Source organism: Mesorhizobium sp. P2_F7 (assembly GCF_056403695.1).
Genome location: NZ_JBFUFA010000017.1, coordinates 13,210 through 39,482 on the forward strand (window position 1 = coordinate 13,210; position 26,273 = coordinate 39,482).

Sequence of the window (26,273 nt, forward strand, 5' to 3'; positions counted from 1 at the left end):
CTCTCATTTCGGCTCTCTCGTTAGCCACAGCTGCACCAAAGTGATGGCGATGGCCAGGCCCGCCATGGTGTAGGCAACGGCCGAGGCGTAGCCGAAATTGAGGGAGCGGAACCCCTGGCGATAGAGCAAAAGGCCGAGCGTCTCAGTGCCGCCGCCCGGGCCGCCGCGTTCGGTGATCAGGAACGGTTCGGTGAACAATTGCATGGTGCCGATGATCGACAGCACGGCGCAAAAGACGATGACGGGTTTGAGCAGTGGCAAGGTGATGTAGAAGAACTGTTTGACCTTGCTGACACGGTCGAGCGTCGCCGCCTCATAAACGTCCTCGGGGATCGACTGCAGCCCGGCGAGCAGGATGATGGCGTTGTAGCCGGCCCAGCGCCAGGTCACCGCGATCATGATCAGCGCCATCGCCGGGGTGACGTTGGAGAACCAGTCGATCTTGGCCAGGCCAACGCCGGCGAGCAGCTTGTTGATGATGCCGAAATCGAGATTGAACATCAGCCGGAACACCGCGGAATAGGCGACTTCGCCGACCACCACCGGCGCGAAGAAGGCAAAGCGATAGAGGCCGCGCGCTTTCAGCAGCGGCGAGTTAAGCAACACCGCCATGACGATCGCCAGCGAGATCATCACCGGCACCTGGATGACGAGGATGAGCAGCGTGTTCTTCAGCGCGCTAAAGAAGGCGGGGTCGCCGATCAGCCGACCCCAGTTGAAGGTGGGGGCAAAGCGCCACGGCACGGTGCGCGTCGCCTGGAAGGAGATCATGAACGAGGAAATGATCGGCCACACCCAGAAGATGGCGAAGATCAGCAGGTAAGGCGTGAGGAAGCGATACGCGGTGGCGTTCTGGGTGCGCATGGGTTCCTCCTTCCTTTTCTTTTTGCCTTCTCCCCTTGTGGGGTGAGAAGCGGTTCGCGTTAGCGAACGAAAAGCCAATTGCTTGGCTTTTCGAGTTTCGAACGCCCTGAGCCTGCGAAGGGCCGGGCGTGGTGGCCGATCCACCCTGCCGGGTCCCCGCTGCTCCGCAGCGTCCCGGCGTTCGCTGGCCTTTCATCGTGCCACTGGCACGATGAATTCGCCTTCGGCGAACCGGCCGCTCACCCCACAAGGGGAGAAGGTAAAGCGCGCTCTTTCTACTTCACCGGCAGTCCAGTCGCCGACGCGATCTGGTTGGCGGCGTCGTCAAGCGCTGCCTTGGCATCCGGATAACCGCCGCCGAGATATTTGGTCTGCACCGCGCGCATGATGATCTCGGCGTCGCTCTGGAACTGGGTGCCGCGGCTCGGCACCACCTTGGGCAAGGTAGCCAGAATATCCTTCCACACCGCCTGGCCGCCCCAATAGGGCAGGCCTTGCGAGACATAGGGATCGTCGAGCGCCGAGATCAGCGACGGCACCAGGCCGAAATCCTTCAGCATGGTGATCTGGCCTTCGTTCGTCTCCAGCGTGTATTTCAGATAGGCGTAGGCCGCTTCCTTGTTCTTGGAGGCCGAAGTGATGGCCAGCGAGGAACCGCCGAGATTGGCGGCGCGCGGGCCGTCGGCGGTCAGGCTCGGCATCAGATAGACGCCCCATTTGCCGTTTTCGCCGGCCGATTCGGTGCGGATGGTGCCCTCATACCAGCCGCCATAGATCTGGGTGGCGACGGTGCCGGCGGTGTTGTTGGTGATCTTGGTGCCCCAGTCGGCCGACGACATGATGCCGGCGTCCTTCATCTCCTTGATCTTGGTCAGCGTATCGACGCATTTCGGCTGGTTGACGGTAATCGACTGCCCGTCCTCGGCGAAATAGCCGCAGCCCTGTTCGTTGGAGATCATGCGGAAGAATTCGGTGTCGCCGTTGAAATCGGCGTTGGTCATGGTGACGCCGGGATTGGCGGCCTGGATCTTCTTGCCGGCGGCGATGAAATCGTCCCAGGTCTTGATCGAGGCCGGATCGACGCCCGCTTTCTCGTAGAAATCGCGACGGTAGAAGGCGGCGACCGGGCCGGAATCCCACGGCATGGCATAGGCCTTGTCGCCCACTTCCAGTTCGGTGCGCTTGAAATCGGGGAATTTCTTCTGGTCTTCCGCGGTGTAGCCCAGCGTGTGCAAATCGACGAAGCAGTCGGGGAACTGGCTCCAGTAATTCTCGGCCTCGCCGTTTTCGATCGAGACGATGTCGGGCAGGCCGACGCCGCCGGCGGCACAGCCGGCAATCGATTTGTCGTAGGTCGGCTGGTTGCCGAGATCTTGAACGGTGACCTTGACGTCGGGGAACTGCTTGTTGAAGCCGGCGATCGTCGACTTCAGCGACGAGGCGGCGATGTTCCAGCTCCAGATCGTGATTTCGCCAGACTGCGCCAAAGCCGGGCCTGAGCCCAAGCCAAGCGCCAGCGCGGCACAGATCAGTGTCGTGCGCATTGAAATCCTCCCATTTCATTTGCTCTCTCTTCGCGAGCATGGCTAAACTAAGCAGCGCGGAAGGCTTGTCCCTGATAACGGGAATAAAGAATGGGCGGAAAGTAAGATGCCGGAACGGCCGTTTTACCAGCCTGGCGCCAGCAGCGTCGAAGGCCTGCCGATGGCCTTGCAGATGTTTCACAACCATCCGCTGGTGATGCTCAAACCGCACTGGCATGCCCAGGTCGAGGTCAATTTCATCGTCCGCGGCAATGTGCATTACCGCATGGCCGAGCATGAGATTTCGCTGTCGGCGGGCGAGATGTGCCTGTTCTGGGGCGGGCTGCCGCACCAGATGGACGATCTCTCGGACGACGCGGTCTACTCCGGCGCGCATCTGCCGCTGGTGCATTTCTTCCGCCTGCATCTGCCGACCGATGTCCGCCACCGGTTGATGACCGGCGCCACACTGGTGACATCGGCGACCGATGAGGCCGACCATCATAATTTCGAGCGCTGGAACCGCTATTTCCGCTCCGGCGATCCGGCCACGACCGAGCATGCGGTGAACGAGTTGCTGCTGCGACTGGAGCGGATACGCTTCGACCCCTACCGGCTGGTGCCCGAAACGGCCGCCGGTGCGGAGACGGGCGGCCCGTTCGACCAGCAATGGCTGCGCAATGTCGGGCGCATGTGTGATTTCATCGCCGAGAACTTCCTTTACGACATAGACTGCGTCGACATTGCCGCGGCCGCCGACATCCATCCGAAATACGCGATGAACATCTTCAAGAAGTCGACCGGCATGACGCTCAACGAATATATGAACCTGCTGCGGCTGAGCTACGCGCAGGCGCTGCTGATGCATGAAGACGCCAATGTGCTGCGCGTCGCCATGGATTCGGGCTTCGGGTCGCTCAGCGCCTTCAACAAATCGTTCCGCAAGCTGGCCGGCATGTCGCCTTCGGATTTTCGCCGGGGCGCTGTGGGCCGATAAAAGCGCGTTGAACGGCGGCGATCATCGATTTGGAAAAAAGTTGTCAGCTGCGGCGTATTTGAGGACCGGGTCGACCTGTCGCGCCGGCGTCGGCAAGGGCTATCAAACGCGAAAAAACCCGCTTCCAAAGAACAACTCTGGAAGCGGGCCGTCAGCGGCCGGACGTTGAGGGACATCCGGCCGAAGTTGCTACTCGATGATCTGAACGATCTTGCGCGTATCCGGGTCAACGAGGACTGCATGGTCTCCGACGACCGTGTACTTGTACTTGACGTCGGGCACGTCGATTGCATGAAGCTCGACCGTATCCGGCAGAGCAGTGCCGACGTTGAGCTCCACACCGAGCAGGCTGACGGATGCGAGCTTCTGCTTGTGGATGTATTCGCGGACCACCGTCTGCTGCTCAGGCTTGAGAACGACGACAGTGTCCGCCACGGCTGCGCCAATTCCGGCAACCAGTACAAGACCTGCGGCGATAGTGACAAGGTACTTTTTCATGACGAGCCTTTCTATGTTAAGGGCTGATTTCAAACCTATGTATTGAATGCCCAAACATCAAACTCCGTCAGGTATCTATCGTTCCGTAAGTTTGCTGATTATTGACGCTGTTCTCTCGTGGCTAACCGGATCGGTTGATACATCTGCGCGCCTGATGGCTCGCCGAGCATCTTTACACAGTCGATCGGGCGGCGGAGCCTCGCCGGCTGGCCAGTCACGTAAGCCAGAAACCGGCGAAAAGGACCGTCAATATAAGCGAGGCGGGCACGGCAAGAAGCCACCGAGCTTCCATAATGCTGGTGTTTCGATCGTCCATTGCCTTCGCTCCTTGTTAGCCGGATTCACTGCAGGCAGAACGGCGCCCCGGTGCGATCGTTCCGCCCGTGGACCACGGTCGCAGGAGACATCGGACTGAAGTCCTAACATCGGAGGCAGAGGGCCGGGCGCGGCAACAAAGTCCCTGCCAAGACATTGGTGGTCAGCCGCCGGGCAAGTCCCTTCATCGGCGGTTACCGGGTGCTCGCTGTTGTCCCCCATCAGCGGCACCCGTTTTGGCGTCCGCAGCAGCGGCAAGCGGCGATGACAAGGATTGCGCCGCCGTCGCCCCGAAGGACCAACGCTTCGTTCAGCCGCCCTTCACGCCGAAGTGGGACGCCGGGTGTGACGTTCAGGATCTGGGCGGTCGACGACACTCTGCTCTGCCAACCCCGGTAGCCAAATCGGCTCTCAGCCCGGCGATACGTTTGCTGCAGGGAAACCGACCACCACCGCCAGCCCAGGCTGGCGATCCTCCAGGGTGATCGTTGCGCCATGCAGATCGGCGATCGCCCGCACCAGGCTGAGGCCAAGGCCGCTGCCGGGCGTGGTGCGGCTGGAGTCCAGCCGGTAGAGCCGCTGGAACACCTTTTCGCGCTCCTGCGCCGGAATGCCCGGTCCGTTGTCGGCAATCTCGGCGACGATGCGGTCGCCTTGCCTAGACACCGACAGCTTGATGATTGTGCCGCGCGGGCAATGGCGCAGCGCGTTCTCGACCAGATTGGCGAACAGCTGGGTCAGCAAATCGCGATCGCCGTGGACCAGGCAGTGCGTGCTTTGGACAATCTCCGCCGACAGCGACTTGCTGTCATCCTCGGCGACGCCGGCATAGATCTCGGCGATGGCTTCGACGACGCCGTTGAGGTCGAGATCGACAAAGCGCGCCTTGCGGGCGCCGGCCTCGATCTGGGCAATGCGCAACAGCGCATCGAAGGTCTCATTGATCTGCAGGCTCTCGCCGCGCGCCTCCGCCAGCTCGTCGGCAACGGCCTCGCCCCGCGCGGTCTTGTCGGCGGCCGCCTCCAAAATCATCTGCAGCCGGTTGAGCGGCGTCTTCAAATCATGCGCGATGTCGGCGCTGACCTGGCGCATGCCGTCGACAAGGGATGCCAGCCGTTCCAGCGCGGCGTTGACTTGGCGCGACACGCCGTCAATGTCGTCGCCATTGCCAAGCAGCGGAATGCGGGCGTCGAGCCGGCCGTTGGAGACATCGTCCATGGTGGCGGCGATGCCATCGAGGCGGCGTTGCACGCGCGAAGCCAGAAGCGCGCCGCCGGCCACACCAAGGCCCGAAATGATCAGGGTTGCCCAGCCGAAGCTCATCAGCACGATGCTCTCCAGCTCCTTGATCTCCGACAGCGAGAAAGCGACGGTCAGGCTGTCGGGGCCGACCGAACCGGACCAGGCGCGATACATAGTGTCGGGCGGCACGCCCGGCAGGGACGCGGCAAAATCCGAAAAGCCGTCGGGCAGGTCGGCGGCGGTGAAATTCCCGGCCAGATGGTTGCCGGCGGCATCGGTCAGTGAGAACAGCTGTTCCTTGCTCGGGCTGAGCGCGGCGTGGCTGTCGACCGCCGAGACCAGATCCTCCTGGTCGTTGCCGGCATAGGTCACCGCCACGACCGAATAGGTTTCCTTGACCGACTGGTCGAGCTGCTCGGCAAGATCGGCGCTCATCAGCTGGTAGACGATGGCGCCGGACAGGATGAAGGCGAGCACGAACAGCAAGGCGAAGGTCAAAGCCAGCCGGAACGGCGTGCTGCGCAGCAGGCTGGCGCTCGTTTCCTTCATCGCGTTAGGCGGACTTCGGCCAGAACAGCCATAGCAGCGCCAGCGCCCCCAATATCCAGACAGCAATCATGAAGACCAGTCCGGCCTTGCCGACCGGCCTGGCGCGGCGCTCGGCCGCATCACGGAATTCCTGCATGAGAGCTGGTGGCACCAGCTTGACCGCAAGCATGATGCCGAGAGGGACGATCAGCAGATCATCCAGATAGCCGATGACCGGGATAAAGTCAGGAATGAGGTCGACAGGGCTAAGAGCATAAGCCGCAACCGCTCCGGCAGCGGCCTTTGCGTACCAAGGCACACGAGGATCGCGGGCGGCAAGCCACAATGCCACCGTGTCGCGCGTGATGCCGCGCGCCCATCGCCTTGCAGAGTCCAGCATCGACATATCGCTTATATACGTACAGCCAGTTGGACGTGTGAGATGCGATCGAGCATGGCCCATTCAGCTCGGCGCGTGCAAGCTGTAGCCGGTATTGCGCACGGTGTGGATCAACGCGGTTTCGAACGGCCGGTCGATCTTGGCCCGCAGCCGGCTGATATGGGTTTCGACGACGCTGGTCTTGGGGTCGAAATGAAAATCCCAGACGCGCTCCAGAAGCATGGTGCGGGTGATGACGCGGCCTTCGCCGCGCATCAGCACTTCGAGCAGGCTGAATTCGCGCGGTTGCAGGTCGATCGCCTGGCCCTGCCTGGTGACCCGGCGCTGGATCAGGTCCATTTCGAGGTCGGCGATTCGCAGCGTCGTCTTCTGCTCCTGCGCCGCCGGGCGGCGGCCGAGCGCGTTTATGCGGGCGAGCAGTTCGGAGAAGGCGAAAGGTTTTACCAGATAGTCGTCGCCGCCGGCCTCGAGCCCCTCGACGCGGTCGTCGACGCCGCCGACCGAGGTCAGAAAGATCGCCGGCGTGCGCACGCCGGCCGCGCGCACCGCCTTGATCATCGACAGGCCGTCGAGGCCGGGCAGCATGCGGTCGGCGACGATCACGTCATAGGCATCGCGTGTCGCGGCAAACAGCCCGTCACGGCCATCGCGCAGCAGGTCGCAAACGTGGCCCGCCTCGCTCAGGCCCTTGACGACATAGTCGGCGGTCCGGGGGTCATCTTCGACAAGCAGAAGTCGCATCGTTGTTCCGATCGCTGGTTGACCGCCCCTGGCGCTCCTGTAGTGCCCTGCTTTGGCGCAATTCCGGCCGAAAAGCGGCTTCAAACTTTTTCCTGGAATAGTCGGTTCCGCGCAGCCATGCCGGACCATCAGGTTTTACGAGCCGAAAAAGCCCAGCAGCGGTTCCATGGCCTCGCCGCCTGTCCGCCAGCTTACAAATTCGTAAGAATGGCCAAAATCCCTGCCGGTTGCCTCGCCATCGCCGCACGGAAGCGCTAGTGGGTGGCAGGACACCGGCGCGATGGGCCCTGCCGGAGAGCAGGAACGACGATGAGCTACGCTCCCCCCAAGCCGGCGGCGACGGCGTTCGACCAGCACAAGCGGCTGATCGTCGTCCAGGTGGGCGCAATCCTCGCCATTGCGCCGCTGCTGTTCGCCAAGCCTTTTTTCGTCGAAGGCTCGGACGGGCACGAATACATCGAAACGCTGGGCATCGCCTTCGTACTGGTCTGCTTCCTCGGCCGTCTGTGGAGCATTCTCTATGTCGGCGGCAGGAAGAACGACGAGCTGGTCACCATCGGGCCGTTCTCGATGAGCCGGAACCCGCTCTATTTCTTTTCCACGGTCGGCGCCGCGGGCATCGGGTTGATGTATGGCTCGGTGCTGGTGGCGGCGGCGCTCGCTCTGGCGAGCTACCTGGTGTTCCGGGTGACGGCGCGCAAGGAAGCCGAGTTCCTGTTTGGAAAGTTCGGCCCCGCCTACATCGCCTATGCCGAGCGCACGCCGCCATTCTGGCCAAACCTGCTGCTGTTTCACGACCAGGCCGAACGCCAATTCTCGACCAAGGCGTTGCGGCGGACTTTTCTCGACGGGCTCTATTTCCTGGCGCTGTTCCCGGCCATCGAGACGGTCGAGCTGTTGCGGAACAGCGGCGTGCTGCCGGTGTTTTTCACCCTCTACTGACCGAAGCGCCGCGCCGCGCGGCGCACGCTGTAGAGCAGAATGACGAGGCAGCCGAGCAGAAGCAGGACGCCGCCGGCTAGGGGCGGCAGCGCCAGCAGCTTCACCGCCGCGGTGATCGCCACGATCAGCAGCAGCGCCAGCGTCGCCAGACTGCCGTCGTCGATGAACATGCCGACGAGCTCCTTCAGGATGAGGCGGATGATGGTCATCGGGCAGCTCCGTGTGCAGCCTTGGGGTCGCGCAACCAGCGCACGATGGCGAAGGACGCGACGGCAATGATGACGAAGATGGCCAGCAGCGCCAGATCGGCGCCCGGCCAGTCGGCGCCAAGGCCTTCGCCGGTCCAAAAAATGCCGAAGCTGGTCAACATCAGGCCGACGGCGAATTTGAGCGCATTTTCCGGCACCCGCGCCAGCGGCCTGTGCACAGCCAGGCCGATGATCGTTACCAGGATGAAGGCGGCCAGCGCGCCAAGGCTGGCATAGAAGGTCTGCGCATGCGCAGCGCCCACGGCAATGACGATGAACACCACTTCGACACCTTCGAGCAGCACCGCCTTGAAAGCCGCGAGCCCGGCGAGGTAATCGGCGCGACGGTCATTGGCCTGCTGCTGCAAGGCGGCGGTTTCCTTGGAAAAGGCGGCGTCCTCGTCATGCAGGGCGATGACGCTGACACTGCGCAAAATGGCTTTGCGCAGCCAGCGCATGCCAAACAGGATCAGCAGCACGCCGACAACGAACTGCAGCACGGTGATGGGAACCAGCGCCAGCAGCGGTCCGAAGGCCAGCACCAAAGCCGCCAGCAGCGCCAGCGCCAGCGCCGTGCCCGTCAGCGCCGGCCGCCAGCCGCGGGTGACGCCGACCGCCAGCACGATGGTGAAGGCCTCGACCACTTCGACGAAGGAGGCGAGGAACGAGGCGGTCACTGTGGAAAGTATGGGTGTCAGGTTGTGCATGAACGCATTGGCCCGGTGCGGAATAGCTTGCCGTCAATAGACGCGTGATCGACGACCGAAACAATGCGCGGTCATGGTTTCGTGCAGAAAAGTGAATGCCCGTGGCCGTGGCAAAACCTCACGCGGTTGCGGCGCTGCCGCCAGCGCAATCGCGAAGGCCCGTCGGCTATTGACCGGTTACGGCGAGATACGCTCAAGCACGCTGAACTGGAATGCCTGCGTCGATCCCCACGGCGTCGTGTGCGTGTGGTGCCGGTGGTCGACGAGCCGAAAAGCCGGCCCGACGGCCTTGGCCAGCGTTGCCGGGTCGTATCGGATGACCGGCAGGCCGCTGCAGCGCTCGGGCCCGTCCGGCGCGAAGGTGGCGATGATGGCGTGACCTCGCGGCCTCACCGCGACATGAAGGCACTCGATATATGCCGCGCGATCATCTGGTTCGGTCAGGAAATGGAAGGCTGCGCGGTCGTGCCAGAAGTCGTAGGTGCGCGCCGGATGCCACGCTGTCATGTCCGCAGCGATCCATTCGATGTCATCGGCAGCCGCGCCAAGCCTTGCCTTGGCGGCTTCGAGGGCAGAGACCGATAGATCGAGCACGGCAATGTCGCGCATCCCCTTGTCCAGCAACGCATCGACCAGACGCGATGCGCCACCGCCAATGTCGATGAGGCTGGATTGGGCGATCTCGGCCCTTTGCCCGATAAGATCGAGCGACAACGCCGGTGAATCCTCGAACCAGCTTACGCCCGTTTCGCCCTTGGTCGTGTAGGCACTGTCCCAATGGGTCCGCCGGCTGTCGTTGGGCATGGTCAACCTGCGCTTAAAGTTCCGTGTATATGACTGCGATCGGCGAGCGTTTCGATGACGCGACATTGGCCCACTCGTCCGCAGGCACATTGCTCGATCATCTCGCGCAATTCCGTGCGCAGCGCGTTGAGGCTGGCGATACGCTTCTCCACCTCCAAGAGCCGCGCCTGCGCGATCTCGTCTGCGCGCGCGCATGACTGGTCCGGATCGTCCTGCAGCGAAAGCAGTGCGCGGATAGCATCGACCTCAAAGCCAAGCTCGCGCGCGTGGCGAATGAAGGCAAGCCGCATCACGGCCTCGCCGCCATAACGCCGCTGCATGCCTTGGGTGCGGTCCGTCTCCGGCATCAGGCCGATCTGCTCGTAGTAGCGGATCGTCGGCACCTTCACCTCGGCGCGGCGCGCCAGCTCGCCAATCGATAGGGGCATGAAAAAAGACCTTGAACCTCTAGTCGCTAGAGCGATTACCCTGTTTCCATCAAGGAGTCACCGATGTCTGAAGCCTGTTGCAATCACGAAACCGAAAGGTGCGCCGGACCGCCGCCATTGGTCCTGCCGGCATCGCCCCACAACCATGCAAAGGAAGTGAAGGCCGCATGCTGTTCGGGCGGCGTGCCGGTCTTCGACGGCATGGACCCGCGCTACAAGCGCGTGCTGTGGACGGTCATCGCCGTCAATGGCGCCTTGTTCCTGACGGAAATGGTCGCCGGCTCGCTTGCCGGCTCTCAGGCATTGAAGGCCGATGCGCTGGATTTCCTTGCCGACACCGTCACCTACGGGCTGAGCCTTGCCGTCATCGGCGCCAGTCTCAAGGCCCGCGCGGCGGCCGCGCTGTTCAAGGGCCTGTCGCTCTGCCTGATGGCCGTCTGGGTCTTCGGCTCGACGCTTTACCACACGCTCGTCCTCGGCCTGCCCAGCGCCCAGGTCATGGGCATCATCGGGTTTTTGGCGCTCGTCGCCAATCTCGCTTCCGTCGGTCTCTTGATGCCCTACAGGGATGGCGACGCAAATGTCCGTTCGGTCTGGCTTTGCTCGCGCAACGATGCCATCGGCAATCTGGTGGTGATGGCTGCTGCTTTTGGGGTCTGGGGGACGTCGAGCGCGTGGCCCGACCTGGCCGTTGCCGCGCTGATGGCGGGTCTCTTCCTGACGTCGTCGGTACAAATCCTGCGGCGGGCCTGGGCCGACTATCGCGAAGGCGCATCCGGCCGGGAGGCAGTGCCTGCCGAATAGCTATCCGCAATGTGGCGGAAGCAAATGCTCCCGCTTGCAGATCACATTCGCCCTGCCGAGCTATGGCCGGCACGCGCTCGTGGGATATTGACACTTGGCAAAGCCAAGCACTAACCTGTGACGTAATCGGTTACGTAACCGATTACCAGGGATCACAGAGGAGGAAATCATGAGCAAGAAAACAAATACGGACGGGCTCGGCCCGTTCTCGCGCCGCCAGTTCCTGATGACCGGCGCCATGGCCGCGGGCGCACTCGCGCTGCCGCTTGGGCCGGTCTTTGCCGCCGACAAGCCGAAGGTCGGGCTGGTCATGAAGTCGCTCGCCAACGAGTTCTTCAAGCAGATGCAGGCCGGCGCCGAGGAGTATGCGGCCAAGAACAAGGACAAGTTCGACTTCGCCGCCGTCGGCATGAAGGACGAGCGCGACTTCGCCGCGCAGGTCGACGCCATCGAGAACTTCATCACCCAGAACTACAACATCATCGTCGTCGCGCCGGCCGATTCGAAAGCCATGGTGACGCCGATCTCCAAGGCGCTGCAGGCCGGCATCAAGGTCATCAATATCGACGTCGCGCTCGACACCGAAGCCAAGAAGAAGGCCGGCATCGACCTTGCCTTCTTCGGCCCGGACAATCGCGGCGGCGCCAAGCTTGCCGGCGATGCGCTGGGCAAGGCGCTCGGCAAGGGCGGCAAGGTGGTCATCCTGGAAGGCAATCCGGAAGCCGACAACGCCAAGGAGCGCAAGCTCGGCTTCGACGATGCGGTCAAGGAGAACGGCCTCGAGCTGCTCGATTCCAAGACGGCGCATTGGGAGACCGAGGAAGCCAACACGCTGATGACCAACTTCCTCACCCAGTACCAGGACATACAGGGTGTGATGGCGGCCAATGATTCGATGGCGCTCGGTGTCGTCAAGGCGCTCGACGCGGCCGGCAAGTCGGGCCAGATCAAGGTCGTCGGCTTCGACAACATCCCGGCCGTCGGCCCGTTGCTCAAGGCAGGCAAGATGCTCGCCACCGTCGAGCAGTATGGCGCGCAGATGGCCGCCATGGGCATCGACTACGGCCTGCGCGAAATGGCCGGCGAGAAATTCTCCGGCTGGGTCAAGACCGACATCAAGCTGATCACCGGCTGAGGCGAGCGGTAGCGCCGGTACTCCCTCCGGCGTTTCCGCTTGTCTCATCACCGCCGCCGGCAAACTGTCGGCGGCGGTGACGACGCGCCCGCGCCGCTATCGCGGGCTCTAACTATTTGTTTTTACGCAATTCCAGACCGAAAACCGCTGCGCACTTTTCCTGGAATTGCTTGAGAGCGCAGTTTAGGATTCCGCCGCCCATGGATGCGATTCTCTCCCTTGAAGGGGTCGGAAAGATTTTTCCCGGCGCCGTCGCGCTCAGCGACGTGTCGCTGTCGATCGCGCGCGGCGAAACCCACATCATCCTGGGCGAGAACGGCGCCGGCAAATCGACGCTGATCAAGCTCTTGGCCAGCATCTACCAGCCGGACACCGGTTCGATCGCCTTCAACGGCCAGCCCTACCGGCCGAAGACGCCGCACGATGCGCAGCTCAGCGGTATCCGCATCGTGCATCAGGAACTCAACCTTCTGCCCTATCTCAGCATCGCCGAGAATCTGATGCTGGAGAAGCTGCCGCGCCGCGCCTTCGGCATCGTCGACGGCAAGGCGCTCAACAGCCGCGCCGTGGCGCTGCTGAAAGAGGTCGGCCTCGACATCGACCCGCGCACCCGCGTCGAGGCGCTCGGCGTGGCGCAGATGCAGCTGGTCGAGATCGCCAAGGCGCTGAGCAATGATTCAAAACTGCTTGTCCTCGACGAACCGACGGCGACGCTGACGCCGCCGGAGATCGAGCGGCTGTTTGCCATCATCAAAAAGCTGAAGGCCAAGGGCGTCACCATCATCTACATCTCGCACCGGCTGCACGAGGTGTTCGAGATCGGCGACCGGGTGACGGTGCTGCGCAATGGCAGGCTGGTTGAGACCCGCGACCTCAAAGGCCTCGCCGTGCCAGACCTGGTGCGCATGATGATCGGCCGCGACATTGCCGACGAGTACGGTTTCGACGCTTCCATCGTGCCGGGCACGGTTGCGCTCAGCGTCGCCAATCTCAAACGCAGCACCGAGACGCCGCCGATTTCCTTCGCCGTCCGCCATGGCGAAATCCTCGGCGTCGCCGGGCTGGTCGGCAGCGGCCGCACCGAAGCCATGCGGGCGCTGTTCGGCGCCGATCCGAAACTCGACGGCGTGGTCGAGATCGACGGCAAGCCGGTGGCGATCGCGGCGCCCAAGGATGCCGTGCGGCACGGCTTGAGCCTGCTCACCGAAGACCGCAAGGGCCAGGGCCTGCTGCTCGACATGGCGGTCGACAAGAACATCACCATCACCGATCTGGGCAAAGTCTCGCGCAACGGGCTCATCAACCGTCGGGCCGAGGCTGCCGCCGCCAACGATCTCGTCGGCCAGCTGCGCGTCAAGGCAAGCTCGATCGAGCAGGCGGTGCGCAATCTCTCGGGCGGCAACCAGCAAAAGGTGGTGCTGGCGAAGTGGCTGTTCCGGGGCACCTCGACGCTGATCCTCGACGAGCCGACGCGTGGAGTCGACATCGGCGCGCGGCGGGAGATCTACCAGCTGCTGTGGATGCTCGCGGCGGCGAAAAAGGGCATCATCATGGTGTCGTCCGACCTGCCCGAGCTGATGGGCATGTGCCACCGCATCATCGTCTTTTCCAAAAACAAGATTGTCGGCGACGTGCCGCGCGCCGCGTTCGACCAGGAGCACATCCTGTCGCTCGCCTATCAGGAGTATGTGCGACCATGAGCGAGACGTCGCAAGTGACTATTTCGGCGCCCGTTTCGCCGGGCCGGGCGAAATTCATCCGCTTTCTGGTGCGCGATGCCGGCGTGCTTCTGGCGCTGGTGCTGATCACGGTGTTCTTCTCGGCGACGGCGCCGTATTTCGCCACATCAGGCAACGCGCTGAAGATCTTCGTGCAGATCGCCATCAACACGGTGCTGGCCGCCGGCATGACCTTCGTCATCCTCACCGGCGGCATCGACCTTTCTGTGGGATCGGTGCTGGCGCTGTGCACGGTGGTCGGCGCCACCGTCATGATCGATGAAAGCCTGTCGCCGGGGGTGGCGATCCTGCTGGCGCTGCTGGCCTGCATGGCCACGGGTGCGGTCTGCGGCTTCCTCAATGGCTGGATTTCGACACGCTGGAAGATACCGTCCTTCATTGTCACGCTCGGCATGCTCAACATGGCGGCGGGCGCGGCCCGCGTGGTCAGCGACAATTCGACCATCACCGGCCTGCCGCAGAGCTTCGTCGATTTCGGCAACCTCATCATCGGCGGCTTCCTGCCATCGATCTTCCTGATCGCCGTGCTGGTGATCGCCGCCGGCTGGTTCGTGCTGCGCTTCACCGTCTTCGGCCGCATGATCTTCGCCGTCGGCACCAATGACGAGGCGGTGCGGCTCTCCGGCCACAATCCGGATTTCTACAAGGTCGCCGCCTTCACCATCAGCGGCCTGACCGCCGGCATCGCCGCGATGGTCTATCTGTTGCGCCTCAACATCGGCAGCCCGATCGCCGGCGTCGGCTACGAGCTCAACGCGATTGCCGCCGTCATCATCGGCGGCACCAGCCTCAGCGGCGGCAAGGGCTCGATCATCGGCACGCTGGTCGGCGCCTGCATTTTGCAGGTGCTGTCGACCGGGCTGCAGCTGCTCGGCGTCGGCGACAATTTCAAGCCGATCGTGATAGGCCTTGTCATTGTGCTCGCTGTCATCCTAGACGCCTACAGGGAGCGGTTGCTGAGGGTCATCCGTTAAGGGGACAGACGATGACGACGATTGCCGATGTCGCGCGCCATGCCGGAGTGTCGGTCGCAACCGTCTCGCATGTGATGAACCGGACGCGCCATGTCGAGCCGGAGACGGCCGAGCGCGTGCGTTCGGCCATCGCCGCCCTGCGCTACAGCCCCAACACGCTGGCGCGCAGCCTGAGGCGCGGCGAGACCAAGACCATCGGCCTGCTCCTGCCGGACAATTCCAACCCGTTCTTCGCCAGCGTGGCGCGCCAGATCGAGGATGCCGGCTTCCTCGCCGGCTATACGGTGATCCTGTGCAACTCCGACGGCAGCGCCGAGAAGGAGGAGCGCTACCTCCAGGTGCTGATGGCCAAGCAGATCGACGGGCTGATCTTCGCCGGCTCATCCGACCATGCGCGGGTGTTCGCCAGTGTGCTGCCCGGCGTGCCGGCGGTGCTGCTCGACCGCGAGATCCATTCGGTCAATGTCGATTCCGTGCTGGTCGATCACGATCATGGCGGCTATCTCGCCGGCCGCTATCTGGTCGGGCTCGGCCACGAGAAGATCGGCGTCATCGGCGGCCCGCGCGATTCCGGCTCAAGCCCGGCCCGCCTGCGCGGCTTCGCCAGGGCGCTGCAGGAAGCCGGCCTCGACCTGCCGGCGAATGCCGTCGTCGATTCCGACTATCACTTCGCCGGCGGCCGCACGGCGATGGAACGGCTGATGGCGCAGGCGCCCGGTATCACGGCGCTGTTTGCCTGCAACGATCTGATGGCCATGGGTGCGCTGACGGTGCTGCKGGCACGCGGATTGCGGGTTCCCGACGACATGTCGATGATYGGCTTCGACGACATACCCTATGCCGTCACCACCTGGCCGCCGCTGACGACGATCGCGCAGCCGGTCGAGAAGATCGGCACAAGGGCCGTGAGCCTGCTGCTCGCCCGCGTCGCCGAGCCGGCGGCGCATTCGCGCCGGGAAGTGCTCACGCCGGTGCTGGTCGAACGAGAAAGCTGCGCACCATTGCGCGGGTAGGTGCTGACAATCACCGACGCCGGCGCCGCCCCTTTAATGTAGCGCTGGTCGACCCCCACTCCGTCTCGGCTTCGCCGAGACACCTCTCCCCCGATCGACGGGGTAGAGGAAAGGCGCCAAGCTTTTTGCCGTCAACGCTCGTCCAGCAAGGCTCCCTTCCTTTCCCTCCGGAGGGGGGAAAGGTGGCGCTGCAAAGCAGCGACGGATTGGGGGAACCACCTAGCAATCAAGCCTTCGGCCGATCAGTCACACCAATCACAGAAGATGTGTGCATGGCGTTTCAGGGGGAGAAGGAAAAGCTCAAGCCGCCGTTTCCAAACCTGCCCTCAGCAGCATGCCGAACAGGTCGCGCGGCTCGTCGGGATCGGCGAGCAGGTCGAGCTCTTCATAGAGGCCGGTGGCCTGGAGCTGGTCGCGGACATAGCGCAGTGCTGAGAAATCTTCCGTGGCGAAGCCGACGGAATCGAACAGCGTGATCTGCTTGGCTGACGTACGACCCTCGGCCTGGCCGGTCATCACCTGCCACAGCTCGGTCACCGGATGGTCGGCGTCGAGCTGCTGGATCTCGCCTTCGATGCGCGTCTGCGGCGGAAACTCGACGAAGATGTCGGAGCGCAAAAGGATATCGCGATGCAGCTCGGTCTTGCCGGGGCAGTCGCCGCCGACCGCGTTGATATGAACGCCGGAGCCGACCATGTTGTCGGTGAGGATGGTGGCGTACTGCTTGTCGGCGGTCACCGTGGTGATGATGTCGGCGCCCTCCACCGCATCCTGACCGGTCGTGCAAATGGTGATGTCAAAACCCTTGCCGGCGAGGTTGCGGGCGCATTTTTCCGAAGCGGAGCGGTCGATGTCGTAGAGCCGCAGCCGGTCGACGCCGAGCAGCGCCTTGAAGGCGACGGCCTGGAATTCGGACTGGGCGCCGTTGCCGATGATGGCCATCGAGCGCGAACCCTTGGGCGCCAGGTATTTGGCGGCGACGGCCGAGGTCGCCGCGGTGCGCAGCGCCGTCAGGATCGTCATTTCGGTGAGCAGCATCGGATAGCCGGAGCCGACATCGGCGAGCACGCCGAAGGCTGTGACGGTCTGGCGGCCCTCGCGCATGTTTTTCGGATGGCCGTTGACATATTTGAAGCCGTACATCTTGCCGTCGCTGGTCGGCATCAGCTCGATCACGCCGTCATGGCTGTGCGAGGCGATGCGCGGCGTCTTGTCGAACAGCTCCCAGCGGCGAAAATCCTCCTCGATATAGGCGGCGAGCTCGGTGAGAAACCGCTCGACGCCGATGGTCAGCACCAGCTTCATCATGCGGTCGACGCTGACGAAGGGAACGATGGCAAGGCGGGAAGGCTGGGTCATGCAATGCTCCCGGAATGGCTGCGCGTCGGGCGGTCCATGATGCGGCGGCCCATCAGGCTGGCGGCGAGGTCGACCATCAGCGTGGCGGTGCGGCCGCGCTCGTCGAGGAACGGGTTGAGCTCGACCAGGTCGAGGCTGGAGACAAGGCCGCTGTCGGACAGCATCTCCATCACCAGATGCGCCTCGCGGAAGGTGGCGCCGCCGGGCACGGTGGTGCCGACGGCGGGCGCGATCGAGGGGTCGAGGAAGTCGACGTCGAGGCTGACATGCAGCAGGCCGTTCTCCTTCTCCACGTTAGCCAAAAAGGCGCGCAGCAGCGAGGCTATGCCATGCTCGTCGATGGAGCGCATGTCGTGCACGGTCACTCCTGCTTCGTTCAGCGCGCGGCGCTCGGCCGGATCGACGCTGCGCAGGCCCATGGCACATATGCGGCGGGGATCGACCGCGACGTCCAAATCGGGGAAATAGCCTTCGAAGCCCGACCGGCCGCTGGCATAGGCGAGCGGCACGCCATGCAGATTGCCGCTTGCGGTGGTGTCGAGCGTGTGGAAATCCGGATGCGCGTCGAGCCACAGCACAAAGAGCGGCCGACCGCGTTCAGCCGCGCGGCGCGCAACGCCGGACACGGTGCCGGCGGAGATCGAATGGTCGCCGCCGAGAAAGACCGGCATGGCGTCCTTCGACGCCGCATAGGCGGTCTCGGCGATCGCTGCCGTCCAGGCGGAAATCTCCGGCAGCGCCTTCAGCGCCAAATTGCCGTGGACGATGGCGCGCACCGCAGCCGGCTGCACCGCACCCCAGTCCTCGACCTCATGGCCGAGTTCCGACAGCACCGAGACAAGCCCTGCCGTGCGCAGCGCGCTCGGCCCCATCTCGCATCCCATTCTGCCCGCGCCGTCCTGCACCGGCGCGCCAACGATCCTGCAGCGCATGATTCTTTAAGTCCTCACGATTGATGCGCGGAATGAACCACTCCGGCCCGGCAGTTTGAACAGACGAAATTGGCATTTCGAGAAGATTGATTTATCATTGCGATAACTCACTTTGATCAAAGTGGATAAAATCATGGACGCGCTCGACGAAAGGCTGGTCACACTGCTCAGGCACGATGCCCGGCGCAGCATCTCCGATCTCGCGGTCGATCTCGGGGTGTCGCGCGCCACGGTCAGGGCGCGCATGGAGCGGCTGGAAAAGACGGGTGAGATCATCGGCTACACCGTGGTGCTGCGCGCCGACGCAGTCGACCAGCGGATACGCGGCGTGATGATGATCGAGATCGAGGGCCATGCCGCCGATCGTGTGGTGCGGGCGCTCGGCGGTCTCGCCGAGGTCTCGACCATTCACACCACCAATGGCCGCTGGGACCTGGTGGTCGAGCTCGGCACGGCCTCGCTCACCGATTTCGACGCCGTGCTGCGCCGCATCCGGCTCATCTCCGGCATAACCGGCAGCGAGACCAGCCTGCTGCTGGCGACGCCGAGGACGACAAGGGCGCGGCTGGCGTAGTCAGGCCGGCGTATTCCCGCGAAGCGGGTCCAGCCTATCAGAACAGCTTCGGCTGATCGGCGGCGGCAAGCTCGAAGTGCATGTAGTCCTTGGTGCCAGTAGACGCGCCCAGCCAGCGCAGGCTGCCGCCGTCGCTGGCGGCGAGGCCGGCGGCGACTTCCGGCGCCAGGTTGAAGAAGCCGAAGCGTGTCACCGAGGCGTCGGTGCCGATGATCTTGGGCGCTCCGACCTTGGCGGCCCGGCGGGAGAGGTCGGCGGCATCGGCCAGCAGCTTCGCGGTCGACTTGGCCTTGGCCGGCGTGGCGCCGGCACCTTGCAGGAGCGTGGCGAGATCGGTTTGCTTGGCTGGCACGGCGGTTGCCAGCGCATGGGCATTGGCGAGCTTCGCCGCCGGCAATGTCACGCCGGCCAGCCGTGTTATGGCGTTGCCCATGGCGGCCTTGAGGCCATCGGCATTGGCGAATGCGGCAACGACAGCGGCGTTGGCCTTCGACAGCACAATAGCGGCCGGCAGCAGCGTGTCATAAGGCCCGCCGGCGCGCAGCGTGGCGCTCTCGGCACCGTAGAGGTCGACGCCGGTGAAGGCGGCGATGATGGTCAGCGGCAAGACTGTCTTCTTGACGTTGGGGTTGATCGCCGGATCGATGTCCACCGCCCAGCCGAAGGAATGATTGCTGAGCTGGGTGGGCGAGTTGACATTGGGCCTTATGTTGAAGCCGCCGACACTCTTGATCGGGTCCAGTGCTGCCAGCGCGTTCTTGGCGGTAAGCAGCGTGACGGTTTTGGCCAACCTGGTCTTGAGTGCGGGGTGCACCGGCGACTTGAAGCTCGCCTTGGGGAAGCCGGCGCCCGAGAGCTGGCTGTAATAGGCGTTGACGCGGTCGATCGCCTTGGCCGGATTGCTGGGCGCGCCGAACTGGGTATAGAGCCGGGTACGAATGTTCTGAAATCCGGAAAAGCCATCGCTGATGTTGTTTCTGACGAAGGCCGAAAGCTTGTTCCATTCCGCCAGTATGTCGGCAGCACTTGTGGACCCGGCGGCCTCGAGCGGGTTGATCCGGTCCAGCGCCGTCAGCAGCGCCAGCCTCAGCGTGGCGGAGAGTTCGCGCCGGTTGAGCGCCTGCGGCAGCGCCGTCACGGCCGGCGCCTCAAATCCGGGAAACAATGTCGTCTGCAGATGGCCGTCATAGGACGTCAGCTGCTCTTCGAGCCGCGGCCACAGCCAGATCAGCGCCTCACGGTCCGTGACCCGCGCCGTGATCGCCGCAACGATCGCCTCGACGCCGTCTTTGGAAATCCGATCGACATTGGCGGTCACGGCAAATCCTCCCCCTTGAAGACATGGCGCGAGGCAGACTGAAAGGCCGCGGGATCGCGGGCTTCCAGTCTTATCATCCAGCGCTTGAAAGAAGACGTATCCACTGCACCCCCCGGTCAAGCAGTCGCAAACATCTGATGGGATAGTATCGTATCCGCCCGCTAGCGTCGACCTGGCGGAATTCGGGGAACAGTGAGTTCCTATGTGGCTTGCCAGGCCCCGGAATCGGTCGGGATGGCGCGCAATCAGCCGCGAAACGTCCGATCCCTGTCCCCGCTGGGTCAGCTTGGCTTCAGTCGGACTACGAAGACCTTCTGGTCACCGACACGCTCTACGTCGAGAATACCAGAAGCGAGCGCTAGATCGCCTAATCGCGCAAAGCCGTAGTTTCTGGCGTCGAAGTCTGGAGACTGTTTTGACAGATGAGCGCCCACGCGGGCGAGGTTTGCGCGGCCGTCCTCACCCGCCGACGCCTCCACTGCCTTTTGGAGCATGCCGAGAGCGGCCTCGTCCAGCTTGCCGCTCGCTGCTCCACCGCGCGCTGGACGACTTTGTTCCGATTCGATTTTGACGGGTACGGTGGCAGCCTTCGCTGGCTTTGCTACGGCCTTCTTTGGGGTGACTAGGGTTGCCTGCGGCTCTGCTGCCGCGCCGCCGAGCACATCGAAATATATGAACTTGTCGCAGGCAGTGATGAACGGTCGAGGCGTCTTGCGTTCGCCGAACCCGTAAACGGTAATGCCCTGTTCGCGGATGCGTGACGCGAGCCTTGCGAAATCGCTGTCGCTCGAGACGATGCAGAAGCCGGAAAACCGCCCGGTGTAGAGCAGGTCCATCGCGTCGATGATCATCGCACCGTCGGTCGCATTCTTGCCCGTCGTGTAGGCGAACTGCTGTACAGGTTGAATGGAATGCTTAAGCAGGCACTCCTTCCAGCCATTGAGGTTTGGCTTCGTCCAGTCACCGTAGATTCGCTTGACGCTTGCTGTGCCATAGTTGGCGATCTCCGCGAGAAGCCCCGAAATGATCTTCGGGGAGGCGTTGTCGCCGTCGATCAAAAGCGCAAGTGGATCGCTCGTCATTCCGCAAACTACCGTATCCACCCGCCGGCGTCGACCTGACGGAATTGCGGGAAAAGCACGCGCTTCCCCTAAGGGAATTGCCTCAAACTCAGCCATAGACAGGCGCAGGGACCGGGCGCTTGCCACCGGCCTAAGCTGATGGCAGGATAAAAGGCCGCAACGTGCGGCCTCTGGCGGTCGTTGCGTTCCAATGGATTATGAAGCATTTTCCCAAGGTGCGGGGTTCTCCTCACAATGTGCGGCAACCTCGTTTCCCCTTGTCGCCCTCAACTTTTCGCAATATGCGCTCTGCCTGCCTCAGGCCGCAGGCCGGTAATTCCACGGGGTCAAGCCTCATGACAGAGATTTGTGCTCGAGCCGTATGTCGTCGACGAAGACAAGGCATGGCGTCACATCAGCGCCCCTTGGCATTCGTTTCCAGGTGAAGAACGCCGTTGCGTACCCCCTCATGCCTCAAAACAGGCCGGCAGATCCGCGGATGATTTTGAAGCTTGCGGGGTTGCCGACGGTCCGGCGAGAATTCTAAAAGACGCTCAACATGACACAGCACGCAAAAGACGCCCGAATTCTTATGTACAGCCACGACACGTTCGGGCTCGGCCACCTGCAGCGGTGCCGAACGATCGCGCATTCGCTGGTGGGGGATTTCCGCGGACTGCAGGTGCTTATCATTTCGGGTGCTACCATCGCCGGCGCCTTCGACTACCGCGCCCGTGTCGACTTCGTGAAGATCCCCAGCGTCATCAAGCTGCGCAACGGCGAATACACCTCGCTGGAAAAGGATATCGATCTGCACGAGACGCTCAGGATGCGGCAGTCGATCATCCGCCACACCGCCGAGAGCTTCCGGCCGGATATCTTCATCGTCGACAAGGAACCGCTCGGCCTGCGCGGTGAGATCGAGGACACGCTGTCCTACCTCAAGACGCGGGGAACCACGCTCGTGCTTGGCCTGCGCGAGGTGATGGATGCGCCGCATCTGCTCGAAGCGGAATGGGCGCGCAGGGATGTGATGCGCAAGATCGGCCTGTTCTACGACAAGGTCTGGGTCTATGGCCCGCCGGATTTCTACGACCCGTTGACAGGCCTGGATGTGCCGCCTGCGGTCAGGGCAAAGATGAAGTTCGTCGGCTTCCTGCAACGGAGCCTGCAGCAGAACGAGTTGCCCGGCCATCGGCCCGAGGGCGACTATATTCTGGTCACCACCGGTGGCGGCGGTGACGGCGCCGACCTGATCCACAACGTCATCGAAGCCTATCAGCAGGACCCGCGATTGCAGCACAGGGCGCTGATTGTGCTTGGGCCCTACATGCCGGCGCGCAAGCGCAACAAGCTGGTCAGGAAGGGGGCCAGGATCCCCTATATCAAGATCATCGAGTTCGACAACCGCATGGAAGAGCTGATTGCCGGCGCCAAGGCGGTGGTGGCGATGGGCGGCTACAACACCTATTGCGAGATATTGTCCTTCGACAAGCCGGCGCTGATCGTGCCGCGCGTCACGCCGCGCGAGGAACAGCTGATCCGCGCCCGGCGCGCAGCCGAACTCGGCCTTATCGAGATGCTTTTGCCGGAAGAAGCCGAGGATTCCCAACGGTTTGCCGACGCACTGAAGGTGCTGTCGGACCGGCCTCGCCCCTCGCAGAGCAATCCGCATCTGACGCTGGAAGGACTGCCTCATATTTCCGAAATCGTCGCGGAACTGCTCGACCGGCGGGCCGGCCATTACCTTTCGGTCATCGAAGGCATGAACTGAGTTGCAAAACCGCAAGATCGTCGTGGTTCTGAAGGGCTATCCGCGGCTGTCGGAAACTTTTATCGCGCAGGAACTGCTCGGTTTGGAGCGCGCGGGGTTCGACCTCATACTTTTCGCGCTCAGGCGGCCGACCGACGCAAAACGCCACCCCGTTCATGACGAGATCAAAGCGCCAGTCCACTATCTGCCGGAATATCTGCATAGGGAGCCGCTGCGGGTGGTTCGCTCGCTGTTTGCCTGTCTGCCGCGGCCGGGCTTCTGGCGCGCGCTCAAATCGCTGGCTGCCGATATCCCCCGCGACTTTACGCGCAACCGCGTGCGCCGCTTCGGGCAAGCGCTCGTGCTGGCTGCCGAATGGCCGCAGGACGCGGGCTGGCTGCACGCCCATTTCGCGCACACACCGGCATCGGTGACGCGCTACGCCAGCCAGATTCGTGGCCTGCCCTGGAGCTGCTCGGCCCATGCCAAGGACATCTGGACGTCTGCGGACTGGGATCTGGCCGGCAAGCTTTCCTCGGCCCGCTGGACGGTCACCTGCACCAGAACCGGCTTCGACCACCTGAAAAAACTCGCCAACGGCAACTCGTCCGTGCATCTGAGCTATCATGGGCTCGACCTCGATCGCTTCGGCAGTTTCGACGCGGCGCGAAAGCAGCACGACGGCTCGGCGCCGGACGAACCGGTCATCGTTCTGAGTGTCGGGCGCGCCGTTGCAAAGAAGGGCTACGACACTTTGCTGGAGGCCCTTGCCCTCCTGCCTGGCGATCTGGCGTGGCGTTTCGAGCATATTGGCGGCGGCGAGGAACTGGAGCGGCTCAAGGCGCTGGCGCGAAAGCTCGGACTGGAGGGTCGCATCTCCTGGAAAGGCGCGCTGGCGCAGAAAGAAGTGCTTGAGCACTACCGCAGCGCCGACATCTTCGCTTTGGCCTGCAGAATCACCGCGGATGGCGACCGGGACGGCCTGCCGAATGTCCTGGTGGAGGCGGCCAGCCAGCGGCTTGCCTGCGTGTCGACCGATATTTCCGGCGTGCCGGAGCTTTTGTCGTCGGGTGAAACCGGGCTGCTGGTGCCGACGGAAAATCCCATTGCCCTGGCACAGGCGCTGGAGTGTCTGATCCGCGATCCAGCGCTGCGCGCTCGCCTCGGCGACGCCGCGGAGCGGCGCGTGCGCGGCAATTTCGATCACATGGCAAGCATTGGGCAGCTCAAGGACCTGTTCGAGCGGGAGTGGCGGGCCGCCGAATGAAACGGCTCAGCGTTTTCTTCTATGTCCAGCACCTGCTCGGCATCGGCCATCTGGCGCGCGCCAGCCGCATTGCGGCGGCTCTGGCCGAAGACGGGTTTGATGTCACCGTCGTGACCGGCGGAGCGCCGATCGCGGGCTTTCCGGGTCCGGGCGTAAACTCCGTCACCCTGCCACCCGTCACCTCCGGCGATGAAGGATTTTCCGGACTTGTCGACCTGCAGGGCAAACCGATCGACGATGATTTCAAGAAATTGCGTTCCGAGATGCTGCTGCAGGCGTTCCGGGACTGCCGGCCTGATATCGTTATAATCGAGGCGTTTCCGTTTGGACGCCGGCAGATGCGTTTCGAACTCCTGCCGCTGCTCGAGGCCATCGAAGCGACGTCGCCCAGACCGCTTTTGGCGACGTCCGTGCGCGATATCCTTCAGGAGCGCGTCAAGCCGGGCAGAAACGAGGAGACGGTCGATCTCGTCAACAGGCATTTCGACCTTGTCATGGTCCATGGCGATCCGGCTTTCGCAACCATCGACAAGACATTTCCACTGGCCGCGGCGATCAGGGCCGAGGTCGCCTACACAGGGCTCGTTGCCGCGCCGCCGGCGCCCGCGGCTTCCGAGCGCTTCGACGTTCTGGTGTCGGTTGGCGGCGGTGCCGCCGGAAAGAGCCTCGTCCGATCCACCATCGCGGCCGCGCGCAATGCCAACAACGCCTGGAAATGGTGTTTGATCACCGGCCCAAACCTGCCGAAGGACGAGTTCGACGCGATTTCAGGCGATGCCACGCCGGGCCTGTCCATCTTCCGGTTTCGCGAGGATTTCGCCAGCCTGCTGACCGGCGCCCGGCTGTCAGTCTCGCAGGCCGGCTACAACACGGTCTGCGATGTTTTGCGCGCGGGGTGTCGCTCGTTGCTTGTTCCCTTTGCCGCCGGCGGCGAAACCGAACAGACGCTTCGCGCCCTGATGCTCGAAGAGCTCGGCCTGGCAACGGTGCTGACGGAAAACGAGCTGACGCCTGAAGGCCTGGGGCAAGCGATCGAGCAGGCGCTTGCGGGACCGGCGCCGGCCGCACATCGTCTCGATCTGGAAGGCGCGCGCCGCTCGGCGCATATCCTGCGCGAGCAGTATCGAAGCTGGTCCCTGAAAACGTAGAGCGGGTCGTGTCTGGGTGGATTGGCGCAACGCGCTTCAAACAGTCCCGATCAGCATGAAGCGCGTATATTTTTTTGTCGGCAGTTCGCCGGAGAACCTGATCTCCCGTAGCGCCGCCATGGCTTCGAAGGCTGCCAGCGAAGCCACGCAGTTGATGTGCGTCGGCTCGCTGAAATAATCGTTCGATTGCAGCAGCACAGTCGTGCCCCGCGGAAGCAGGGAAAGCCAGGCGGGCAGATCGGCTATGTGTTCGCAGCTCGTATTGACGATCAGGTCGGCCCCTCCGGCCGCATAGTCGAGTGCATACATGTCGTCCGTCAGCGCCTGGAACCGGTCGCCGGCTTCCCGGTTGAGGGTCCGGGCGACCGCTCCGACGTCGGGATCGATGTCGATGCTGTCGACCGCCGCGATGTCGAAACGGGCGTCGTTGAAAAGCATAGCCGGCAACACGCCGTACCATCCGCCCAGAACCCATATGCGCTCGAACCGGCCGCCGCAGCTTTCGAACAGCCTGTCGAGCGCCCACATCTTGCAGGCGACCTGCTTGTGGTTGAAGGCGTTGGCGATATCGGCCTGCGGATGCTTGGCGATGACGCGCGCCAGCCCGGTCACGAGAGGATTGTTGATATAGGCCGCAATTCCCCGCGTGAGGTCCAGGGCTTGCTCGTGCCCCTCCAGGCTGGCATTGGCCAAACCGGCATTGCGTGGTTGCGTGACATCCATCATATTCTTCTTCTATGTTGGGATTTCGGGCGACACAACGCTATCTTGGCTCCGGCAAGGCTGTTTGGTTCGCGGACATGATTGTGCCGCGAGCCTTTTCGCTATTGCCCGGTGCCGGAGAAAGGCTGTTGCATCTGTCCGGATCATCGGTGTCCATCAGCCAGGCTCGCAGCTGCAGTTTCGAGCTTGCCGTTGGCGGCGAAGACATAACCGATGCACCATTTGCCAGCAGGTGC

Annotated in this window: 26 protein-coding genes; 11 read left to right on the forward strand and 15 right to left on the reverse strand. The window is 63.3% G+C overall.

Features of this window, described 5'->3' with window-relative positions; genetic code table 11:
* Positions 1 to 3: 3 nt before the first annotated feature.
* Positions 4 to 864 carry a carbohydrate ABC transporter permease gene (locus AC1DZ8_RS30895; RefSeq protein WP_477310587.1) on the reverse strand — a complete coding sequence of 287 codons (861 nt, stop codon included), beginning with the start codon at positions 862 to 864 and terminating at the stop codon, positions 4 to 6.
* Between the two features lie 275 nt (positions 865 to 1,139).
* Complete coding sequence (locus AC1DZ8_RS30900) at positions 1,140 to 2,408, reverse strand: ABC transporter substrate-binding protein (protein WP_477310585.1); 1,269 nt, start codon at positions 2,406 to 2,408, stop codon at positions 1,140 to 1,142.
* Positions 2,409 to 2,514: 106 nt separating this feature from the next.
* On the opposite strand from AC1DZ8_RS30900, the gene AC1DZ8_RS30905 reads away from it, so the two are divergent.
* A complete protein-coding gene (locus AC1DZ8_RS30905) occupies positions 2,515 to 3,384 on the forward strand; it encodes a helix-turn-helix domain-containing protein (protein ID WP_477310583.1) in 870 nt (289 codons plus the stop codon).
* A gap of 189 nt (positions 3,385 to 3,573) precedes the next feature.
* On the opposite strand, the gene AC1DZ8_RS30910 is transcribed toward AC1DZ8_RS30905, so the two are convergent.
* From AC1DZ8_RS30910 to AC1DZ8_RS30925, 4 genes are all read right to left on the reverse strand, one after another.
* Positions 3,574 to 3,882, reverse strand: coding sequence for a DUF1236 domain-containing protein (locus AC1DZ8_RS30910; protein WP_477287866.1), 309 nt, complete (start codon positions 3,880 to 3,882; stop codon positions 3,574 to 3,576).
* A 726-nt stretch (positions 3,883 to 4,608) separates the two neighbouring features.
* The gene (locus AC1DZ8_RS30915; protein WP_477310581.1) at positions 4,609 to 5,988 is read right to left on the reverse strand and encodes a HAMP domain-containing sensor histidine kinase; all 1,380 of its coding nucleotides are present in this window, start codon (positions 5,986 to 5,988) and stop codon (positions 4,609 to 4,611) included.
* A 4-nt stretch (positions 5,989 to 5,992) separates the two neighbouring features.
* Positions 5,993 to 6,373 (reverse strand): YkvA family protein, encoded by a 381-nt coding sequence (locus tag AC1DZ8_RS30920; protein ID WP_477310579.1) that lies wholly within the window; start codon positions 6,371 to 6,373, stop codon positions 5,993 to 5,995.
* A 57-nt stretch (positions 6,374 to 6,430) separates the two neighbouring features.
* Positions 6,431 to 7,108 (reverse strand): winged helix-turn-helix domain-containing protein, encoded by a 678-nt coding sequence (locus AC1DZ8_RS30925; RefSeq protein ID WP_477310577.1) that lies wholly within the window; start codon positions 7,106 to 7,108, stop codon positions 6,431 to 6,433.
* Between the two features lie 309 nt (positions 7,109 to 7,417).
* Here AC1DZ8_RS30925 and AC1DZ8_RS30930 point away from each other — a divergent pair, with 309 nt between their 5' ends.
* Positions 7,418 to 8,050 (forward strand): methyltransferase family protein, encoded by a 633-nt coding sequence (locus AC1DZ8_RS30930; RefSeq protein ID WP_477310575.1) that lies wholly within the window; start codon positions 7,418 to 7,420, stop codon positions 8,048 to 8,050.
* Here AC1DZ8_RS30930 and AC1DZ8_RS30935 read toward each other — a convergent pair.
* The 4 genes from AC1DZ8_RS30935 to AC1DZ8_RS30950 form a co-directional block, all read right to left on the reverse strand.
* Positions 8,044 to 8,259: a hypothetical protein gene (locus AC1DZ8_RS30935; protein ID WP_477310573.1), complete on the reverse strand. Its 216-nt coding sequence runs from the start codon at positions 8,257 to 8,259 to the stop codon at positions 8,044 to 8,046. The two genes, AC1DZ8_RS30930 and AC1DZ8_RS30935, sit on opposite strands and share 7 nt — an antisense overlap.
* Positions 8,256 to 9,005, reverse strand: a complete 750-nt coding sequence (locus AC1DZ8_RS30940; protein WP_477310571.1) for a COG4280 domain-containing protein — start codon at positions 9,003 to 9,005, stop codon at positions 8,256 to 8,258. Before AC1DZ8_RS30940 ends, AC1DZ8_RS30935 begins: the two co-directional genes overlap by 4 nt.
* Positions 9,006 to 9,182: 177 nt before the next feature.
* The gene (locus AC1DZ8_RS30945; protein ID WP_477310569.1) at positions 9,183 to 9,809 is read right to left on the reverse strand and encodes a class I SAM-dependent methyltransferase; all 627 of its coding nucleotides are present in this window, start codon (positions 9,807 to 9,809) and stop codon (positions 9,183 to 9,185) included.
* 2 nt (positions 9,810 to 9,811) lie between these two features.
* Positions 9,812 to 10,237 (reverse strand): MerR family transcriptional regulator, encoded by a 426-nt coding sequence (locus tag AC1DZ8_RS30950; protein ID WP_477310567.1) that lies wholly within the window; start codon positions 10,235 to 10,237, stop codon positions 9,812 to 9,814.
* 63 nt (positions 10,238 to 10,300) lie between these two features.
* Here AC1DZ8_RS30950 and AC1DZ8_RS30955 point away from each other — a divergent pair, with 63 nt between their 5' ends.
* The 5 genes from AC1DZ8_RS30955 (at position 10,301) to AC1DZ8_RS30975 (ending at position 15,902) form a co-directional block, all read left to right on the forward strand.
* Positions 10,301 to 11,041 carry a cation efflux transmembrane domain-containing protein gene (locus AC1DZ8_RS30955; protein WP_477310565.1) on the forward strand — a complete coding sequence of 247 codons (741 nt, stop codon included), beginning with the start codon at positions 10,301 to 10,303 and terminating at the stop codon, positions 11,039 to 11,041.
* A 226-nt stretch (positions 11,042 to 11,267) separates the two neighbouring features.
* Positions 11,268 to 12,176, forward strand: a complete 909-nt coding sequence (locus AC1DZ8_RS30960; RefSeq protein ID WP_477287975.1) for a substrate-binding domain-containing protein — start codon at positions 11,268 to 11,270, stop codon at positions 12,174 to 12,176.
* Positions 12,177 to 12,376: 200 nt separating this feature from the next.
* Positions 12,377 to 13,876, forward strand: a complete 1,500-nt coding sequence (locus AC1DZ8_RS30965; RefSeq protein WP_477402193.1) for a sugar ABC transporter ATP-binding protein — start codon at positions 12,377 to 12,379, stop codon at positions 13,874 to 13,876.
* Positions 13,873 to 14,889 carry an ABC transporter permease gene (locus AC1DZ8_RS30970; protein ID WP_477287882.1) on the forward strand — a complete coding sequence of 339 codons (1,017 nt, stop codon included), beginning with the start codon at positions 13,873 to 13,875 and terminating at the stop codon, positions 14,887 to 14,889. The genes AC1DZ8_RS30965 and AC1DZ8_RS30970 overlap by 4 nt, the downstream gene beginning before the upstream one ends.
* A gap of 11 nt (positions 14,890 to 14,900) precedes the next feature.
* On the forward strand, positions 14,901 to 15,902 hold the full coding sequence (locus AC1DZ8_RS30975) for a LacI family DNA-binding transcriptional regulator (protein WP_477402195.1): 1,002 nt from the start codon (positions 14,901 to 14,903) through the stop codon (positions 15,900 to 15,902).
* A gap of 300 nt (positions 15,903 to 16,202) precedes the next feature.
* Here AC1DZ8_RS30975 and AC1DZ8_RS30980 read toward each other — a convergent pair whose 3' ends face one another.
* Positions 16,203 to 17,261 carry an ornithine cyclodeaminase gene (locus tag AC1DZ8_RS30980; protein WP_477309331.1) on the reverse strand — a complete coding sequence of 353 codons (1,059 nt, stop codon included), beginning with the start codon at positions 17,259 to 17,261 and terminating at the stop codon, positions 16,203 to 16,205.
* A complete protein-coding gene (gene rocF / locus AC1DZ8_RS30985) occupies positions 17,258 to 18,193 on the reverse strand; it encodes an arginase (RefSeq protein WP_477309330.1) in 936 nt (311 codons plus the stop codon). The genes AC1DZ8_RS30980 and rocF overlap by 4 nt, the downstream gene beginning before the upstream one ends.
* Before the next feature lie 133 nt (positions 18,194 to 18,326).
* Between rocF and AC1DZ8_RS30990 the strand changes: the two genes are divergently transcribed.
* Positions 18,327 to 18,767 (forward strand): Lrp/AsnC family transcriptional regulator, encoded by a 441-nt coding sequence (locus tag AC1DZ8_RS30990; protein WP_477309329.1) that lies wholly within the window; start codon positions 18,327 to 18,329, stop codon positions 18,765 to 18,767.
* Positions 18,768 to 18,804: 37 nt separating this feature from the next.
* Here the strand turns inward: AC1DZ8_RS30990 and AC1DZ8_RS30995 are convergent, their stop codons facing one another.
* The gene (locus AC1DZ8_RS30995; RefSeq protein ID WP_477309328.1) at positions 18,805 to 20,085 is read right to left on the reverse strand and encodes a M15 family metallopeptidase; all 1,281 of its coding nucleotides are present in this window, start codon (positions 20,083 to 20,085) and stop codon (positions 18,805 to 18,807) included.
* 281 nt (positions 20,086 to 20,366) lie between these two features.
* Positions 20,367 to 21,167 (reverse strand): NYN domain-containing protein, encoded by an 801-nt coding sequence (locus AC1DZ8_RS31000; RefSeq protein ID WP_477309327.1) that lies wholly within the window; start codon positions 21,165 to 21,167, stop codon positions 20,367 to 20,369.
* A 538-nt stretch (positions 21,168 to 21,705) separates the two neighbouring features.
* Between AC1DZ8_RS31000 and AC1DZ8_RS31005 the strand changes: the two genes are divergently transcribed.
* The 3 genes from AC1DZ8_RS31005 to AC1DZ8_RS31015 are packed head-to-tail and all read left to right on the forward strand — an operon-like array spanning position 21,706 to position 25,314.
* A complete protein-coding gene (locus AC1DZ8_RS31005; RefSeq protein WP_477402198.1) occupies positions 21,706 to 22,920 on the forward strand; it encodes a glycosyltransferase family protein in 1,215 nt (404 codons plus the stop codon).
* A gap of 1 nt (position 22,921) precedes the next feature.
* Positions 22,922 to 24,166, forward strand: a complete 1,245-nt coding sequence (locus AC1DZ8_RS31010; protein ID WP_477309325.1) for a glycosyltransferase family 4 protein — start codon at positions 22,922 to 22,924, stop codon at positions 24,164 to 24,166.
* A complete protein-coding gene (locus tag AC1DZ8_RS31015; RefSeq protein ID WP_477309324.1) occupies positions 24,163 to 25,314 on the forward strand; it encodes a glycosyltransferase family protein in 1,152 nt (383 codons plus the stop codon). Before AC1DZ8_RS31010 ends, AC1DZ8_RS31015 begins: the two co-directional genes overlap by 4 nt.
* Before the next feature lie 36 nt (positions 25,315 to 25,350).
* On the opposite strand, the gene AC1DZ8_RS31020 is transcribed toward AC1DZ8_RS31015, so the two are convergent.
* Positions 25,351 to 26,037: a class I SAM-dependent methyltransferase gene (locus AC1DZ8_RS31020; RefSeq protein WP_477309323.1), complete on the reverse strand. Its 687-nt coding sequence runs from the start codon at positions 26,035 to 26,037 to the stop codon at positions 25,351 to 25,353.
* Positions 26,038 to 26,273: the final 236 nt, after the last annotated feature.